Here is a 15,117-nt window from a genome sequence, read left to right on the forward strand (position 1 = left end):
CAACGAAACCGCTCACCCGAAACCGAGATCGACATGCGAAACGCGAGCACCCGCCTCCTGCTCACCTGCGCGGCCATCGGCGTCGCCGGTGGCCTGGTTTTTGTGGTCAGCGGCTATCTCAACGGGCTCGTGTCGGCCACTGCTCCGGTTCTGTACGGTTCGATCGTCGGCGTGTATTTCCTCCCCGGCGTTGTCGCACAATCTCTCCTTCGACGGGGTGGGGTCGCGCTGCTCACCGGTCTCTTCGCCGGTCTCATCGCCGCGGCTTTCAGCCCCCAGTGGTTCCTCCGCTACCTGGGCGCCGGCCTCGCGATCGGGCTGCTGCAGGAACTGCCGTTCCTCGTCAGCCGCTACCGGTACTGGCGCTCCTGGGTCTTCTACCTCGCGGCGGCGATCGCCGGGATCATCTTTGGCGCCGGGGTCTATCTGACCATCGGTGCCGAACAGTTCAGCGCGAGCCTCGGTGTCGTGTACTTCGCTCTGTTCGCCGTGAGTCCGATTATCTTCACCTGGCTCGGGCGGGTCATCGCCAGCCGGATCGACAAGACCGGGGTGGCGCGGGGGCTCCAGCGCGAGGTCGACCGCAGGCCGGACTCACCAGGTTCGGTCGACGCACCAGTGACCTCCGCGTGACCAGCTGAATGCCGGATCACACTGCCGCGCTGCGGCTGGAGGATGTGCGGATCCGCTATGACGGGAGCGCCGACGACACCCCGAACGGTGTGAGCTTCGACGTTCGCACGGGTGACGTCGTCCTCATCCTCGGCCCATCGGGGTGCGGCAAGTCGACACTCGCCCTGTCACTCAACGGGCTCGTCCCGCACGCTGTTGCCGCGACGCTGTCAGGATCCGTCTTCGTCAACGGCATCCGAACGGCGGATGCCACGGTGTCGCGGTTGTCGCAGGATGTCGCGATGGTCTTCCAGGACCCCGATTCGCAGCTCGTCACCGGCACGGTGTTCGACGAGGTCTGCTTTGGCCCGGAAAACCTCCTTCTCCCCGTGGACGACGTGCTCGAGCGAGCCGAACGCGCCCTCCGTGCCGTTGGACTCTGGGAGAGGCGGCTGGACAACCCCGACCTGTTGTCGGGCGGTGGCAAGCAGCGACTCGCCATTGCCTGCGCCCTCGCCATGGACACCGGGGTGCTCGTGCTCGACGAGCCGACCGCCAACCTCGACCCGACCGGTATCAGCGATGTCTACGCGGTCCTTCGCGATATCGCGGCGGCGGGGACGCACGCGGTTGTCCTGATCGAGCACAACCTCGACGCGGCCATCGACCTCGTCGACCGGGTCATCGTCCTCGACGGCACCGGGAAAATCGCCTTCCAGGGCGACCCGAGAACAGTGCTCGCCGGGGCCGCGGAGCAGGTCGCGGCGCTCGGAGTCTGGCTGCCCGTCGCCACCCTCGCCGCGCTGCGGTTGAGGAGCGCCGGAGTGGTACTCGATCCGCTCCCCCTCACCCCGGACGAACTGACGACCGCGCTCAATGGCATCCGTTCTCTTCCCCCGCTCGCGGAACGCAGGCCCGAGCCGACCGTCGTCCCGAGCGATGCGGCCGTGAGCGTTCGGGGTCTGACCGTGACCCGCGGCCGCACCCCGATCATCCGTGACGTGTCACTCGAGATCGGCCGGGGCGATTTCGTCACGGTGATCGGTGCCAACGGAGCGGGCAAGACCACGCTCGTTCAGGCTCTTGCCGGTGTCGTTCCGCCGCCGAAGGGCCGGGTTCGCGTCGGCGATCTTGACCCTGCGACGAGTGACGCGCGGATGCTGGCGGACCACGTCGGTTTCGTCTTCCAGAACCCCGAGCACCAGTTCATCGAGAACACGGTGTTCGACGAACTCGCACACGGGCTGCGGGTGCGCGGGCGCTCTGACGACGGGCCGAGCGTGGATGAGATCGAGGCGCGCGTCACAGCGATGCTCGAGCGCTTCGGCCTGGCGAAGCACCGCGACATGCATCCGTTCCTTCTCTCCGGTGGACAGAAGCGCCGGCTTTCGGTGGGGACAGCACTCATCACCGGCGCCCCGGTGCTCGTCCTCGACGAGCCGACGTTCGGCCAGGATCGCCAGCGAGCGAACGAACTGCTCACCCTGCTTCGGGACCTGCACCGCTCGGGAACAACGGTGATCACCGTGACCCACGACCTCCAGCTCGTCGCCGAATACGCGAGCCACGTTGCTGTGATGCATGACGGACAACTCCTGGCGTTCGGTGCCGCCGGGGATATTCTCGGCGACGGCGAACTTCTCTCAAGGGCCGGGCTCATTCTGCCCCCACTTGCGCGGGCGATGCGGGGCGTGACGCGGCATCCGTCGTGGATGTCGCTGACCCGCGTCGCTGACCTGCCGGGGAGCCCCACGTGACGGCGGCGCTCGACCCGTACTCCGTGCGACGCGGAGTGACGGCCCGACATTTCCTGCACAGGCTCAACCCGCTCGCGAAGATCGCCGGGCCGCTGCCGTTCATGCTCTACCTCCTGTTCGTGCGCGACATTGCGACTCCGCTTGTGTTCATCCTGCTTGCGCTTCTGCTCATCACCGTCGGGGCGAAACTCAGTGCCAGGCTCGTGGTTGCGCTCTGGCTCGGCCTGCCCGCTGTCGTTGCCGTGCTGTCGGTGAGCTTCGGGCTGTGGACGGATGCCGCGCGCGTCGACGACACGCTGCTCCTGTTCCAGCTCGGCGAGTACCGGTTCTATCTCGGGGCCTGGCTGATCGGACTGGCCACGGCACTCCGTCTCGGGGCGCTGCTCTCGCTCGCGCTGATCGCGGGCCTCACGATGACGGGGCCCGACCTGGTTCGGGCGCTGGTGCAGCACCTGCGCGTGCCCTATCGCATCGGGTATACGGCACTCGCCGCCTATCGGTTCGTGCCCCGGTTCCGGCTGGAACTCGAGCAGATTCGCCGGGCGCACCGCGTTCGGGGCGTGTCAGGCGGCAGGGGCCCGCTCGCCGGCATCCGTCGCGGTCTCGGCTACATCGTGCCGCTGCTCGTCGGGGCGATTCGGCACGCTGAGCGAGTCGCACTCGCGATGGACGCACGGGCGTTCGGCGCGCATGAGTCGCGCACGGAGCGGTATCTCGTCCCGTTCCGCGCCCGCGATTGGGTGTTCGTCGTGCTGTTCTGGGCGGTTGGCGCGGCGCTCATCGTGGCGGCGGCGGCCCTGCTCTAGCGGGCCTGTTCACCGAGCGCGGCACTTCCATGCCCTGCGCTGCAGAAGCTTCTGCAGCGCAGGGCTGGATCTACAGCGGTCGCGGGCTAGAACGCGCTCGCGCACGTCCGCTTCCTCAATAGCCCGGTTTTCTCGAATCCATGTTCTAATGGAGTGCATGAGGTGGGACGGTCAGCAGCTCGGCACCGAGGAGCCCTCGGCGCTTCCGGGCCTCGCGAAGCTCAACAACCTCGTGCGCAGCGTCCAGACGCCGGAGTTCGCCGGGGTGACCTTTCACGAGGTGCTCGCGAAGTCGGCGCTCAACAAGATCCCGCGGCAGTCGCAGATGCCGTTCGGCTGGACCATCAATCCTTACCGTGGCTGCAGTCATGCGTGCGTTTATTGCTTCGCCCGCCCCACCCACAGCTACCTCGACTTCAACGCCGGCGACGACTTCGACAACCAGGTCGTCGTGAAGATCAACGTCGCCGACGTGCTCTCGAAAGAGGTCGCGAAGCCGAACTGGGGCAAGTACCCGGTCGCACTCGGGACAAATACCGACCCGTACCAGCGCGCAGAGGGCAAGTACGCGCTCATGCCCGGCATCATCACGGCGCTGGCGAACTCCGGCACACCGCTGTCGATCCTCACCAAGGGCACGCTGCTCCGCCGCGACCTCCCGCTGCTTGCGGATGTCGCCCAGACCGTTCCCGTTGACCTCGCGATGTCGATTGCGATCTATGACGACGAACTGCAGAAGTCGATCGAGCCGGGCACGCCGTCGGCGAAGGCCCGCCTCGCCACGGTGACCGCCGTGCGCAACGCCGGGCTCGACTGCAGCGTCTTCCTGATGCCGATCCTGCCGTACCTCACCGACACAAAGGCGCACCTCGACGAGGCGCTGCGACAGGTGAAGGCGGCGGGAGGAACCAGCGTGCTCTTCACCTCGCTCTACCTCAAACCGGGAGTGAAACCGTGGTTCATGCACTGGCTCCAGCGGCAGCATCCTGAACTCGTCCCGAAGTACACAGCCCTCTACGCCCGCGGCCAGTACGCGCCGAAGGAGTATCGCACCTGGCTGGCCGCACGCATTTCGCCGCTGATCCGTGCCCACGGGCTCGAACGCGGGCGCGAAGATCCGGCGACGGGCGGCATCCGTTCGAAAGCGCTCGGGATGCTGCGCAACGACGCGGGCGAGCGGCCAGCGTTCTCGAGTGATGACGGCTCGACCGGTGCGCGCATCCTGCCGTCGACCGAGCAGCCGATGCTGTTCTAGAGAGGCCCGAAAAGGCTGCCGGGTACACGAAAACACCCGCCCCGGTCGAGAACACACGTGTGAACGGGTGGTCTCGACCGGAACGGGTGTTCTGGCGGCTCAGCTGTTAGGCGGTGAGCTTCGCATTGGTCATGCGACCGGCGAGTTCCTCGATGATCTCGTCACCGGGGCGAGCCTGAACGTAATCAGCCTCGATCTCGGCGCGACCGAGCAGGTCGGTCATGCGACGCTGGCGCGCCTTCGGGATGATCGTGACGACGGTACCGACCTTGCCCGCGCGGCCCGTACGGCCCGAACGGTGGAGGTACGTCTTGTACTCGTCGGGCGCGTCAGCCTGGATGACGAGGGTGATGTCGTCGACGTGGATGCCACGAGCGGCGACGTCGGTCGCAACGAGCACGTTCACTCGCCCTGAGGTGAGCTGCGCGAGGTTGCGTGTGCGACGGGCCTGGTTGAGGTCACCGTGGAGCGATACGGCACGGATGCCTGCATCCTCCAGCTGGTCAGCGAGGCGCTCGGCGTACGCACGGGTGCGCGAGAAGATGAGTGTCTTCTCGTTGCGGTTCGCGAGTTCCTCGATGATGCGGTCCTTGTCGCGGTGCTCGACCACGAGAACGCGGTGGTCGATCGTCGCTGAGGCCTGGTCTTCGCCGGCAACCTCGTGCACGGCGGGGGACGGCAGGAATTCCTTGACGAGCGAAGCAACACCCTTGTCGAGGGTTGCCGAGAAGAGCAGCTTCTGGCCACCGTTTGCCGTGCGGCGCAGGATGCGCTGCACAGGCTCGAGGAAGCCGAGGTCGCACATGTGGTCGGCCTCGTCGAGGACCGTGATGGTCACTTCGGAGAGGTCGAGACGGCCCTGCTCGATGAGGTCTTCGATCCGGCCGGGGGTGCCGACGATGATGTCGACTCCGCGCTGGAGAGCGCCAACCTGGCGACCCTGCGGCACTCCGCCGTAGATCTGCGTGGTGAAGAGGCCGACGCTGCGGGCGATCGGCTGCACTGTGCGGTCGATCTGCAGCGCGAGTTCACGGGTCGGTGCGAGGATCAGCGCGCGGGGCTTGCGACCCATGGCACGCTTCTTGCCTCCGCCGTTTTCCATGAGCTTCTCGACGAGCGGTGCGCCGAAGGCAATGGTCTTGCCTGATCCGGTGCGACCGCGGCCGAGGACATCCTTGCCGGCGATGACGTCGGGGATGGTTGCTGCCTGGATCGGGAACGGGCTCGGTGCGCCGAGCTCAGCGAGAGCGGCGACGATGTTGCCACCGAGGCCGAGGTCGGTGAACGAAATGCCCTCGACGTCGACAGCCAGTGTTGCCTGTGCCTCGAGGCGCTCGAGCACGACGTCGTCTTCGGGAGTGAAGTTTCCCTTGGCGTCGCGGTTCGGGTAGAAGTTCTTGTCTGCTCCGGCGTCGCGGGGACGGTCGAAGTTGTTGTCGCGGCGGGGTGCGCGGTCGTCGCGGCCCGCAGAAATGCGACGCGTCGACGGACGCTCGATGCGCTCGCCACGCGTGAACGGGCGGTCGTTGTTGTATGCGGGGCGCTCAGAGCGGTCGCTACGGGGAGCGCGGTCGTCGCGGTTGTACGACGGACGCTCAGTGCGGTTCTCGCCACGGTTATACGCGGGACGCTCACCGTTGCTGCGCGGGGCGCGGTCGTTGTACGACGGCCGCTCGGCGCGGTCACCGCGAGGTGCACGGTCGTCACGGTTGTACGCGGGACGCTCGGTGCGGTTCTCGCCACGGTTGTACGCGGGACGCTCGCCGTTGCTGCGCGGGGCGCGGTCGTTGTACGACGGACGCTCGGCGCGGTCACCGCGAGGTGCACGGTCGTCACGGTTGTACGCGGGACGCTCGGTGCGGTTCTCACCGCGGTTATACGAGGGACGCTCGGTCCGGTTCTCACCACGGTTATACGCGGGACGCTCACCGCTGCTGCGAGGCGCGCGGTCGTCGCGGCCGTACGAGGGACGCTCGGTCCGGTTCTCACCACGGTTGTACGCGGGACGCTCGGTCCGGTTCTCACCACGGTTGTAAGCAGGACGCTCGCCATTGCTGCGCGGGGCGCGGTCGTCGCGGCCGTACGAGGGACGCTCGCTGCGGTCACTGCGGGGCGCACGGTCGTCGCGGCCGTATGCCGGGCGCTCGGTGCGGTTCTCACCACGGTTGTACGCAGGACGCTCGCCGCGCTGCGGCTGGCCACCGTCGTTGCGGTCGTCGCGGGGTGCGCGCTGGTCGCGGGGCTCGTCGGCGTGACGGCGCTGGGCGCGCTCGTCTGCGTTCCAGCGGGCCTTCTTCGGTGCGTCGGATTCTGCCGCGCGGTATCCGCGGTGTCCCGGGCTCCTGCTGCCAGCTGTGGTTCCTGCCGGGCCGCCGCTCTTGCGGGCGTAGCTCGGGTCGAAGTTGCGGGCGGCGCGGCCGCCAGCGGGTTTATTGTTCTTGGGCATAGTACTTTCCGGGTTTTAGTTCATGCATGAATCGAGAAGCGCACAGCAGAGCTGCGGCATTCATATACCCGGGCAGTCGATGGCCGGGACCGTTTCACATCAAAGTGAATACAAGTCGCGTTTTCGCGATGTATAACCGGCCCACCAGACTTACAAACCCTTCCGCGGTACATCCACGGTGTCCAGAGCCGACTTGGCTACATTACGGCACGAAGGCGGAATTGTCACGTAAATTTCCGAGTTTCGCAATGACTTAGCGGCAATTCCCCAGAAAAACCTCAAACACGGTACTCTCGAGTTACACCAGCCTAACCGGGCGGGTTCAACGGGACTCCGGCAACGGAGATCCATCGGACAAATGGAGGTGGAGCCTTGGGCTTCCTGGCATTTCTTCTTCTCGGTCTGATTGCTGGCGCAATCGCAAAGGCCATTCTTCCTGGCAAACAGGGCGGCGGATGGCTCATCACACTGCTTCTCGGTGTCGTGGGCGCGCTTCTGGGCGGCTGGCTCGGTGGCCTGCTGTTCAACATCGACATGAACGAGTTCTGGAGCATCTCGACCTGGCTCACCGCCATCGTCGGTTCCATCATCGTGCTCCTCATCTACGGCCTCGTCACGCGCAACTCGCGCAGCGGCAGCCGGGCCTAACGGTCCACGAACCAAACGGATGCCTCCTCGCCTCACGGCGGGGAGGCATTCGTCGTTTCGACCTCCGTCTTTCGTGTGAATGCCGGGTTCCAGCTTGAGGTCCGCCGTCGGGTTCGGAAGGGTTGGACTCTTCTGACCGCCGATCGCAAAGGACGCTCATGCTCACCCTCACCGATAACGCAAGCACCATCGTCAAGACCATCACACTTCAGACGGCGGGGACCGAGGATGCCGGCCTTCGGATAACCAGCCCGGAACCGTCGTCCACCGACCTTTCCGTCGCGGTCGCCACGGCGCCTGAGCCGACGGATGCCGTCGTCGAGTCGAGCGGTGCCCGGATCTTTGTCGACGAGAACGCCGCGGTCATGCTCGACGACAAGATCCTTGACGCTGAAGTCGACGAAGCCGGCGCGGTTCGCTTCGCCATCGGCACCCAGCCCTGACCTCAGCGCCTCACGGTTTTGTCGAGATCCCGCGGTCCCGGATCTCCTCCGCTGGGCTGACCCCACCCAATACCTGAGGTGGATGCCGTGAACATCAGGCCTTCGTAGCCTCGAAAACGGTGCCGCACTCCTGCGTCGCCGCGATCGAACGGCTGACATGGACTTTCTCACCGATGCTCTTCTCTCGACGGCCACCTCACCGTGGGTCTATGCGATCGTCTTCGCTGTCGTTGTCATCGACGGGTTCTTCCCGCCGGTTCCGAGTGAGACCGTGGTCGTCGCCGCGGCCGCCATTGGCGTCTCGGCCGGAGCACCGAACCCGGTCCTGATCATCCTCGTGGCCGCGATCGGGGCGGCACTCGGCGACAACATCGCCTACCTCCTGGGGCGCATCGTCGGAACCGACCGCTTCGCGTGGATGCGGCATCCGCGAACCGTCCGTGCCTTCGACTGGGCCGCACACGGCATCCGTTCCCGGCCGGCGGCCCTGATCCTGACCGCGCGGTACATCCCGATCGGCAGGATCGCCGTGAACATGACCGCGGGAGCCACCGGGTTTCCCCATCGACGGTTCTGGCCGCTCACGGTTCTCGCCGGAGTGTCGTGGGCGGCGTACTCGGTTCTCATCGGCCTGCTCGCCGGGCACTGGGTGAAGGACCAGCCGCTTCTCGGCGCGCTGATCGGAATCGTGATCGCCATCGCGCTCGGCTTCCTCATCGACCGGGTATCGAGTGCGGTCGCGCGGCGGCGGACCGCGGCCCACCAGAGCACAGCGACCGCCGACATTCTGGCCCGGTGAGACCGCGTTCCAGCGTTTAGCTGACGGATGCCGCCTTCGCCGCTTCTGCAGGCTCAGTCGCCTCGGTCTCCCGCTCGGCCACTGCCCGCCGCTCGAGCCGACGCTCGCGCGCACCTTCGACCAGGTTGTAGAGCGTCGGCAGCACGACGAGCGTCAGGACAGTCGACGACACAAGTCCACCGATCACGACGATGGCGAGCGGCTGCGAGATGAAGCCGCCTTCACCGGTGAGGCCGAGTGCCATGGGTACCAGGGCGAAGATCGTCGCGAGCGCCGTCATGAGAATCGGGCGGAGCCTCCGCGACGAACCATGGCGCACCGCTTCGGTCACCGCCATGCCGCGGGACCTGTACTGGTTGACGAGGTCAACGAGCACGATCGCGTTGGTCACGACGATACCGATGAGCATCAGCACACCGATGAGCGAAGCAACACCGAGCGGAACACCGGTGATGACCTGCAGGCCAATGGCACCCGTGGCGGCGAACGGCACAGACACGAGCAGAAGCAGCGGCTGGCGAAGCGACCGGAAGGTGGCCACCATGACGATGTACACGATGAGGATCGCGGCGAGCATGGCAAGCCCCAGCTGCTGGAAGGCGTTGCCCTGGTCAGCGGTCACGCCGCCGAGCGTCGCCGTCGTCCCCGCGGGAAGGTCGATCTCGTCGAGCGCGGTTGACACCTCGGTACTCGCGGTACCGATGTTGTCACTCGCCGGAGTGATGGCGACCGTTGCTGAACGCTGGCCTCGCACCGAGGTGATCGTCGACGGGCCGTCGACCTCCTCGACGGTGGCGAGGCTGTCGAGCTGCACCGGTCCGAGAAGGGTCGGAACCTCGAGCGCTGACAGTTCACTGATCGTGGCTGGCGGAGTGTCGGTCGCGATGTAAATGCTGACGGTGGTCTCGTCGAGCACGATCGAACCAGCGGATGTCGGTTGCATCGCCTGTGAGATGTAGCCGCCGAGCGCAACCTCGCTGTAGCCGGCAGCAGCGGCGTCGAGCCGGTTGACCTTCACCTCGATGTACGGTCTGGATGCGCTGAGGTTGTTGGTGACCTGGCGCATTCCCTCGAGGTCCTTGGCCGCGTCGGTGACGGCATCCGTCGCCTCCCGCAGCGTCTCCTGATCGGGTGCCGTGATGTCGACCTCGATGTCACTCGATGCACCGAAACCACCGGCAGAGCTGAGCTCGATTTCGCCGGCGTCAGCAATGTCTTCGAGTTCGGAGCGCACCGTGGACTGGAGCGCTTCCTGGTCGGCGTCTTCGTCGGTCGTCACCGAGTAGGTGATGCTGCCTTCGCCGCCACCGCCGAACGCGGAGAGAAGCCCTCCGGACGAGCCGATCGAGACCTGGACGGTGTCGATGCCCTCGATGTCGCGCAGGGCATCTTCAACCTTCGTCGCCGCAGCATCCTGGGCATCGAGGCTTGAGCCGACGGGGAGCTTCTGCGAAACGCTCAGCGTGTTCTGCCCCGAGTCACCCAGGAAGTTGGTCTTCATGAACGGCACCAGGGCCAGGGTGCCGCCGAGCACGAGCAGCGAAAGCAGCAGCGTCGCAACCGAGTGCTTGAGCGTCCAGTTGATGATCGGCAGGTAACCCTTTTGCAGGAGGGTCGGGTGCTCGAGCTCGTCTTCGTCTTCCACTCCGGTCTTGCGACCCCGGCGGGTGGCCACCGCGACAGCGGCAGCGGAGGCATAGACGGCGGGCTCGGTCTCGCGGTGCCCTGGCTGCTCGCCCGAGGTCTCGCTTGAGATCTCACTCGAGACCGGGCTTGGAGCGTGTGCAGCCTCGTGTGGGGTGACGACTTCGGATGCTGTCACGACGGATCCGGCAGCGGGCTGCGCGGTTGCACCATCGGTGACGGCAGCGTCGGCGGCGGCATCGTCGGTGACGACGTGCGCCGCCGCCGGCTCAACGGCCTTCTGGTCCTTGATCGCCGTGGCCTCGGTAGACTCCGTGGCCGCCTTGGCCGTCTTCGCGGGCTTCCGTTCCTTCGCGCGGAGGAACCAGTACGCGAGCACCGGCACGATGGTCAGCGAGACGAAGAGCGACGCGACGAGGGCGATCGTGACGGTGAGCGCGAACGGGCGGAAGAGCTCGCCCGTCATGTCGCCGACGAACGCGAGCGGCAGGAATACAGCGACGGTCGTGATCGTCGATGCGGTGATGGCGCCGGCGACCTCGCGCACCGCAGTGACGATCGATACGGCACGGCCGTCAGCCGTTCGGTCGCGTGCCGCTGCCATGTGTCTCTTGATGTTCTCGATGACGACGATGGAGTCGTCAACGACGCGTCCGATCGCAATGGTGAGCGCACCGAGGGTGAGGATGTTGAGGGTGTAACCCGTCGCCTGCAGGCCGATGAAGGTGATGAGCACAGACGTGGGGATCGAAATGGCCGTGACCAGGGTCGCCCGCACATCGAGCAGGAAGACCAGGATGATCAGAACGGCGAAGACGAGCCCGAGCAGTCCCTCTGTCGCGAGCGACTCGATGGACTGCTCGATGTACGGGGCCTGGTCGAAGACGATGTCGAGTTGGACGTCGGAACCCAGCGCTTCCTCGAGGTCGGGAATCAGCGCGCGAACGCCCTTGGACACGTCAACGGTGTTGGCGGCCGGGAGCTTGGTTACGGCGATGGTGAGTGCCGGCTTGCCGTCGACGCGGGAAATACTCGTCACCGGGTTGTCGGTGAGTGACACCGACGCGACGTCGCCGATGGTGAGCACGGCTGAACCCGGTGCACCGGGCGCATCCCGGACCAGCGGCAGTCCGGCGAGCTCCTCGACGGAGCCGAGCTTTGAGCCGGTCTGAACGGAGAACGTGCTTCCGTCTTCGGTGATGTCACCGGCGGGGATGAGCACTCCGTATTGTTCGAGGGTGTCGCTGATCGCGGTCCGCTGCACTCCCTCCTGCGCCAGCCGGACGGCATCCGTCACGATGGTGACCCGCTTGCCGACCTCACCGATGAGCGCCGCTTCGCGCACACCCTCAATGTCTTCGATGTCGGGCACTGCCGTCGCGTTCAGGCTGTCTGCGAGCGCGTCGGTGTTCTCGCCGGTCGCACTGGCAGCAATCTGGATCACCGGAAGGTCGTCGAGTCCGCCGGAGAGGACCTCGGGTTCGACGTCTTCGGGGAGTGTCGACTTGATCCGGTTGATCGCCTGGTTGATCTTCTGCTCGGCGGTGGCGAGGTCGGTGCCGTAGGTGAAGGTCGCGGAGATGAGACCGAGGTTGGTCGATGAGGTCGTGCTCGTCGACTCGATACCTGCAACACCCTGGATCGCCGTTTCAATCGGGGTGGAGACGTCATCGTTGACCACCTCGGGTGACGCACCGGGGTAGCTGGCAACGATGGCGAGCTGTGGGAAGCTCACGCTCGGAGCGAGTTCCTGCTTGAGGCTCGACAGGGCGATCCCGCCGAAGACCGCGGCGACGATGGTGACGAGTGCGATAAGCGCACGGTTCTTCATGCTTAGAACGGCAAGGACGTGCACGGGTCTCCTGAGGGCGATGCGATGACTGCCGCGAGCGCGGCGGGAGAAACGACGCGTGGCCGCTCTACACAGCAAATTCTGTCACAGCGCCCGTGCAGGAACTGCACGTACGACAAATGCTCAGCGTTCCGTTATCGCCCGGGTCGTGGCGTAATTCCGCACGCAGAATTCATCCGCTCGGTCACACCACCTCGGCGAGGAGCGCCGACTCAGGAACAGGCGCACGGAGGATCGACTGCCAGGCTATTGCGAGGGCATCGATTGCCCGCTCGGTGTCGTCCACCCCGTAGGTGATCGGGATGCGAATGAACCGCTCGAAGGCCCCGTCGATGCCGAATCGTGGCCCTGACGCGATCAGCAGGCCCTGGTTGCGGGCCGCGAGCGCGAGCTGTGAACTGACAGGCACTCCGAGGTTGACCCAGGCCGACAGCCCGCCGTTGACGTGCGGCACATCCCAGTACGGGTAGCGATCACCGAGCAGTTGCTCGAGGCGATCGCGCGTCGCCCGAAGCTGTGACCGTCGCGTCTCAAGGATCGACGTCATGTCGGGCAGCAGTTCGAGCACGGTCAGCTGTTCGAGAATCGGAGTGCCGAGGTCGCCGATCGACCGGGCGGCTACGAGCTTTCGGATGACACCCCGGTCGGCGCGGATCCAGCCAAGACGGATGCCGCCCCACACGGTCTTTCCCACCGAACCGACCGTGATGATTTTGGCACCGGCGTCATCGGTCGCCGCAAACGGAGGAAATGAGTCGGGCCTGTCGATATCGAGCTCGCGCGTTGTCTCATCGATGAGAAGCACAGTCCCCTGACGGGCAGCCGCGCGACACACCCGCCGGCGCGTCTCGAGCGGCATACTCGCGCCGGTGGGATTGTGAAAGTCAGGCATGAGGTAGGCAAGGGTCGGCGAGGAGTTGTCGAGCGCGTGCTCGAGGTCGTCGTCGTTCCAGCCGCCCTCCGCCGTCACCGGGATGGGTACCAGGCGTGCCCCGGCCGATCGGAGCGCGTCGTGGGCGTGCGGATAGGTGGGGTGCTCGATGAGCGCCCGATCACCGCGCGACAGGTGGGTCCTCGCGATCAGTCCAATCGCGTGCTGCGCGCCGAGGGTGACCATGATCTCGTCAGGCGACGTGGGTAACCCGGCTTCGGTGTACCGGTCCGCGATCGCCGCCCGTAACTCGGGCAGGCCGATCGTGTCGTAGTCGAAATCGTCGAGGTAGCGCGGAAGCCGGGCCGCCGCGCGCACGGCGGCTCCTGTCATCGCTCCAATGGCGGGCAGCGCCGCCTTGCTGAAGTCGAGGTAGCCCGATCGTCGGGCCGTCACGGGTCCGGGCCGAACGCCCGGAAGCTGGGCGACGCTCCCTGACCCGCGGACGCTCTCGAGGAATCCGTTGTCCCTGAGTTCACGGTAGGCAGCGGTCACTGTCGTCCGGCTGACGTCGAGGCGCTCGGCCAGGTCCCGCTCGGCCGGCAATCGGGTGTCGGCAGGAATCCGTCCATCGAGGATCAGCAGGCGGACCCGATCGGCGAGGCTCCGGTACGCCGCGTCCTCATTGCGCCAGGAACCAAGCAGGGCGGAGAGCGCGCGGGCCGTGATGTGGACATCAACCATGGGGCCACTATAGAGAGATTGGCCTCTTGCCAGAAGGCCAATTGTGAAATTGGATTGAAACCATGACCCGCCGCATCCTCCAGCTCCTCATTGGCCTCTTCCTCTACGGGATTGCCATCGCACTCATCGTGCGTGCGGGGATCGGCGTTTCGCCGTGGGACGTCCTGACCCAGGGCGTCTCGCTCAAGACCGGCTGGGGTTTTGGACTCATCACCATCCTGATCGGTGCACTCCTCCTTCTGCTCTGGATACCGCTGCGGCAAAAGCCGGGGATCGGAACAGTCCTCAACGTGCTCCTCGTCGGACTCGCCGCGGATCTCGGCCTCTGGTTGATCCCCGAGGATCTGGTGCTCTGGGCCCGGATCCTGCTCTTCTCCGCCGGACTTCTCACGCTCGCTCTCGCCACGGGCCTTTACCTCGGTGCCCGGTTCGGCGCCGGCCCACGAGACGGCCTGATGACCGGTGTGCACGAACTCACAGGCTGGCCGATCTGGGTTGGCCGCAGCGGCATCGAACTCACCGTGCTCGGCATTGGCTGGCTCCTCGGCGGCAACGTCGGCATCGGTACCCTGCTCTTCGCCGTGCTCATCGGCCCGCTCTGCGGCATCACGATCCCGTGGTTCCGGATCGATCTGCCGCGTGACGCAGCAGATAGCCGCCTGTCGGGGTCGGCCGAACCGAGCGCACCCCTGCTCGACTCCCCCGCGAACTAACCAGCTGCGCCGCTGGCCAGATACCGGATGCGGTCTGCGTAGACCGCGAGGGCATCGCGGACGAATACAGCACCCGCGCCGGATAGCAGATCGGTTTTGCGGATGCCGCACCGCAAGCGGAGAATCGCAGGACACGTTCCGACCGATTGGACCCCCATGGACACCATCACCGTCTCCGAACTCGCCGCGCTCGATGGCGCCACAGTCATCGATGTTCGCGAGCCAGACGAATTCCAGCAGGTGCGCGCGGCCGGTGCCGTCAACATCCCGATGAGTCAGATCATCGACAGGATCGACGAGCTTCCCGAAGACGACACTCTCTACCTCATCTGCGCCCTCGGCGGGCGGAGCGCCAAGGTCGCCGAATACCTGGAGAGTCGTGACTACAACGTCGTCAACGTCGAGGGCGGGACGCACGCGTGGACCGACGCTGGCCTGCCCGTCGAACAGGGCTGATCCGGCGGCTCGACCGAATCCTGAGTATCACTCGGAAACTCTTGCTCTTCGTTAGAACGCGATATATCGTG

The 15,117-nt window shown here is 66.0% G+C and carries 12 protein-coding genes; 9 read left to right on the forward strand and 3 right to left on the reverse strand.

Features of this window, described 5'->3' with window-relative positions:
- Positions 1–33: 33 nt before the first annotated feature.
- The 4 genes from C3E77_RS12350 (at position 34) to C3E77_RS12365 (ending at position 4,430) form a co-directional block, all read left to right on the forward strand.
- Positions 34–633 (forward strand): ECF transporter S component, encoded by a 600-nt coding sequence (locus C3E77_RS12350; RefSeq protein WP_108391905.1) that lies wholly within the window; start codon positions 34–36, stop codon positions 631–633.
- Between the two features lie 8 nt (positions 634–641).
- Positions 642–2,369 carry an ABC transporter ATP-binding protein gene (locus C3E77_RS12355; RefSeq protein ID WP_108391906.1) on the forward strand — a complete coding sequence of 576 codons (1,728 nt, stop codon included), beginning with the start codon at positions 642–644 and terminating at the stop codon, positions 2,367–2,369.
- On the forward strand, positions 2,366–3,175 hold the full coding sequence (locus tag C3E77_RS12360; protein WP_108391907.1) for an energy-coupling factor transporter transmembrane component T family protein: 810 nt from the start codon (positions 2,366–2,368) through the stop codon (positions 3,173–3,175). Before C3E77_RS12355 ends, C3E77_RS12360 begins: the two co-directional genes overlap by 4 nt.
- 157 nt (positions 3,176–3,332) lie before the next feature.
- The gene (locus tag C3E77_RS12365) at positions 3,333–4,430 is read left to right on the forward strand and encodes an Rv2578c family radical SAM protein (RefSeq protein ID WP_108391908.1); all 1,098 of its coding nucleotides are present in this window, start codon (positions 3,333–3,335) and stop codon (positions 4,428–4,430) included.
- A gap of 106 nt (positions 4,431–4,536) precedes the next feature.
- Here C3E77_RS12365 and C3E77_RS12370 read toward each other — a convergent pair whose 3' ends face one another.
- A complete protein-coding gene (locus tag C3E77_RS12370; RefSeq protein WP_108391909.1) occupies positions 4,537–6,876 on the reverse strand; it encodes a DEAD/DEAH box helicase in 2,340 nt (779 codons plus the stop codon).
- 372 nt (positions 6,877–7,248) lie between these two features.
- Between C3E77_RS12370 and C3E77_RS12375 the strand changes: the two genes are divergently transcribed.
- The 3 genes from C3E77_RS12375 (at position 7,249) to C3E77_RS12385 (ending at position 8,766) form a co-directional block, all read left to right on the forward strand.
- Complete coding sequence (locus C3E77_RS12375) at positions 7,249–7,524, forward strand: GlsB/YeaQ/YmgE family stress response membrane protein (RefSeq protein WP_108391910.1); 276 nt, start codon at positions 7,249–7,251, stop codon at positions 7,522–7,524.
- A gap of 158 nt (positions 7,525–7,682) precedes the next feature.
- Positions 7,683–7,967 carry a hypothetical protein gene (locus C3E77_RS12380; RefSeq protein WP_108391911.1) on the forward strand — a complete coding sequence of 95 codons (285 nt, stop codon included), beginning with the start codon at positions 7,683–7,685 and terminating at the stop codon, positions 7,965–7,967.
- A 157-nt stretch (positions 7,968–8,124) separates the two neighbouring features.
- Positions 8,125–8,766, forward strand: a complete 642-nt coding sequence (locus C3E77_RS12385) for a DedA family protein (protein WP_108391912.1) — start codon at positions 8,125–8,127, stop codon at positions 8,764–8,766.
- A 16-nt stretch (positions 8,767–8,782) separates the two neighbouring features.
- Here C3E77_RS12385 and C3E77_RS12390 read toward each other — a convergent pair whose 3' ends face one another.
- Positions 8,783–12,241: an efflux RND transporter permease subunit gene (locus C3E77_RS12390; protein WP_108391913.1), complete on the reverse strand. Its 3,459-nt coding sequence runs from the start codon at positions 12,239–12,241 to the stop codon at positions 8,783–8,785.
- 205 nt (positions 12,242–12,446) lie between these two features.
- Positions 12,447–13,877 (reverse strand): MocR-like transcription factor YczR, encoded by a 1,431-nt coding sequence (yczR, locus tag C3E77_RS12395; protein ID WP_108391914.1) that lies wholly within the window; start codon positions 13,875–13,877, stop codon positions 12,447–12,449.
- A 62-nt stretch (positions 13,878–13,939) separates the two neighbouring features.
- Between yczR and yczE the strand changes: the two genes are divergently transcribed.
- Both yczE and C3E77_RS12405 read left to right on the forward strand, forming a co-directional pair.
- Positions 13,940–14,590 carry a membrane protein YczE gene (yczE, locus tag C3E77_RS12400; RefSeq protein WP_108391915.1) on the forward strand — a complete coding sequence of 217 codons (651 nt, stop codon included), beginning with the start codon at positions 13,940–13,942 and terminating at the stop codon, positions 14,588–14,590.
- A 156-nt stretch (positions 14,591–14,746) separates the two neighbouring features.
- Positions 14,747–15,046, forward strand: a complete 300-nt coding sequence (locus C3E77_RS12405; protein ID WP_108391916.1) for a rhodanese-like domain-containing protein — start codon at positions 14,747–14,749, stop codon at positions 15,044–15,046.
- Positions 15,047–15,117 lie beyond the last annotated feature (71 nt).

Source organism: Mycetocola zhujimingii (genome assembly GCF_003065425.1).
GTDB lineage: Bacteria > Actinomycetota > Actinomycetes > Actinomycetales > Microbacteriaceae > Mycetocola_A > Mycetocola_A zhujimingii.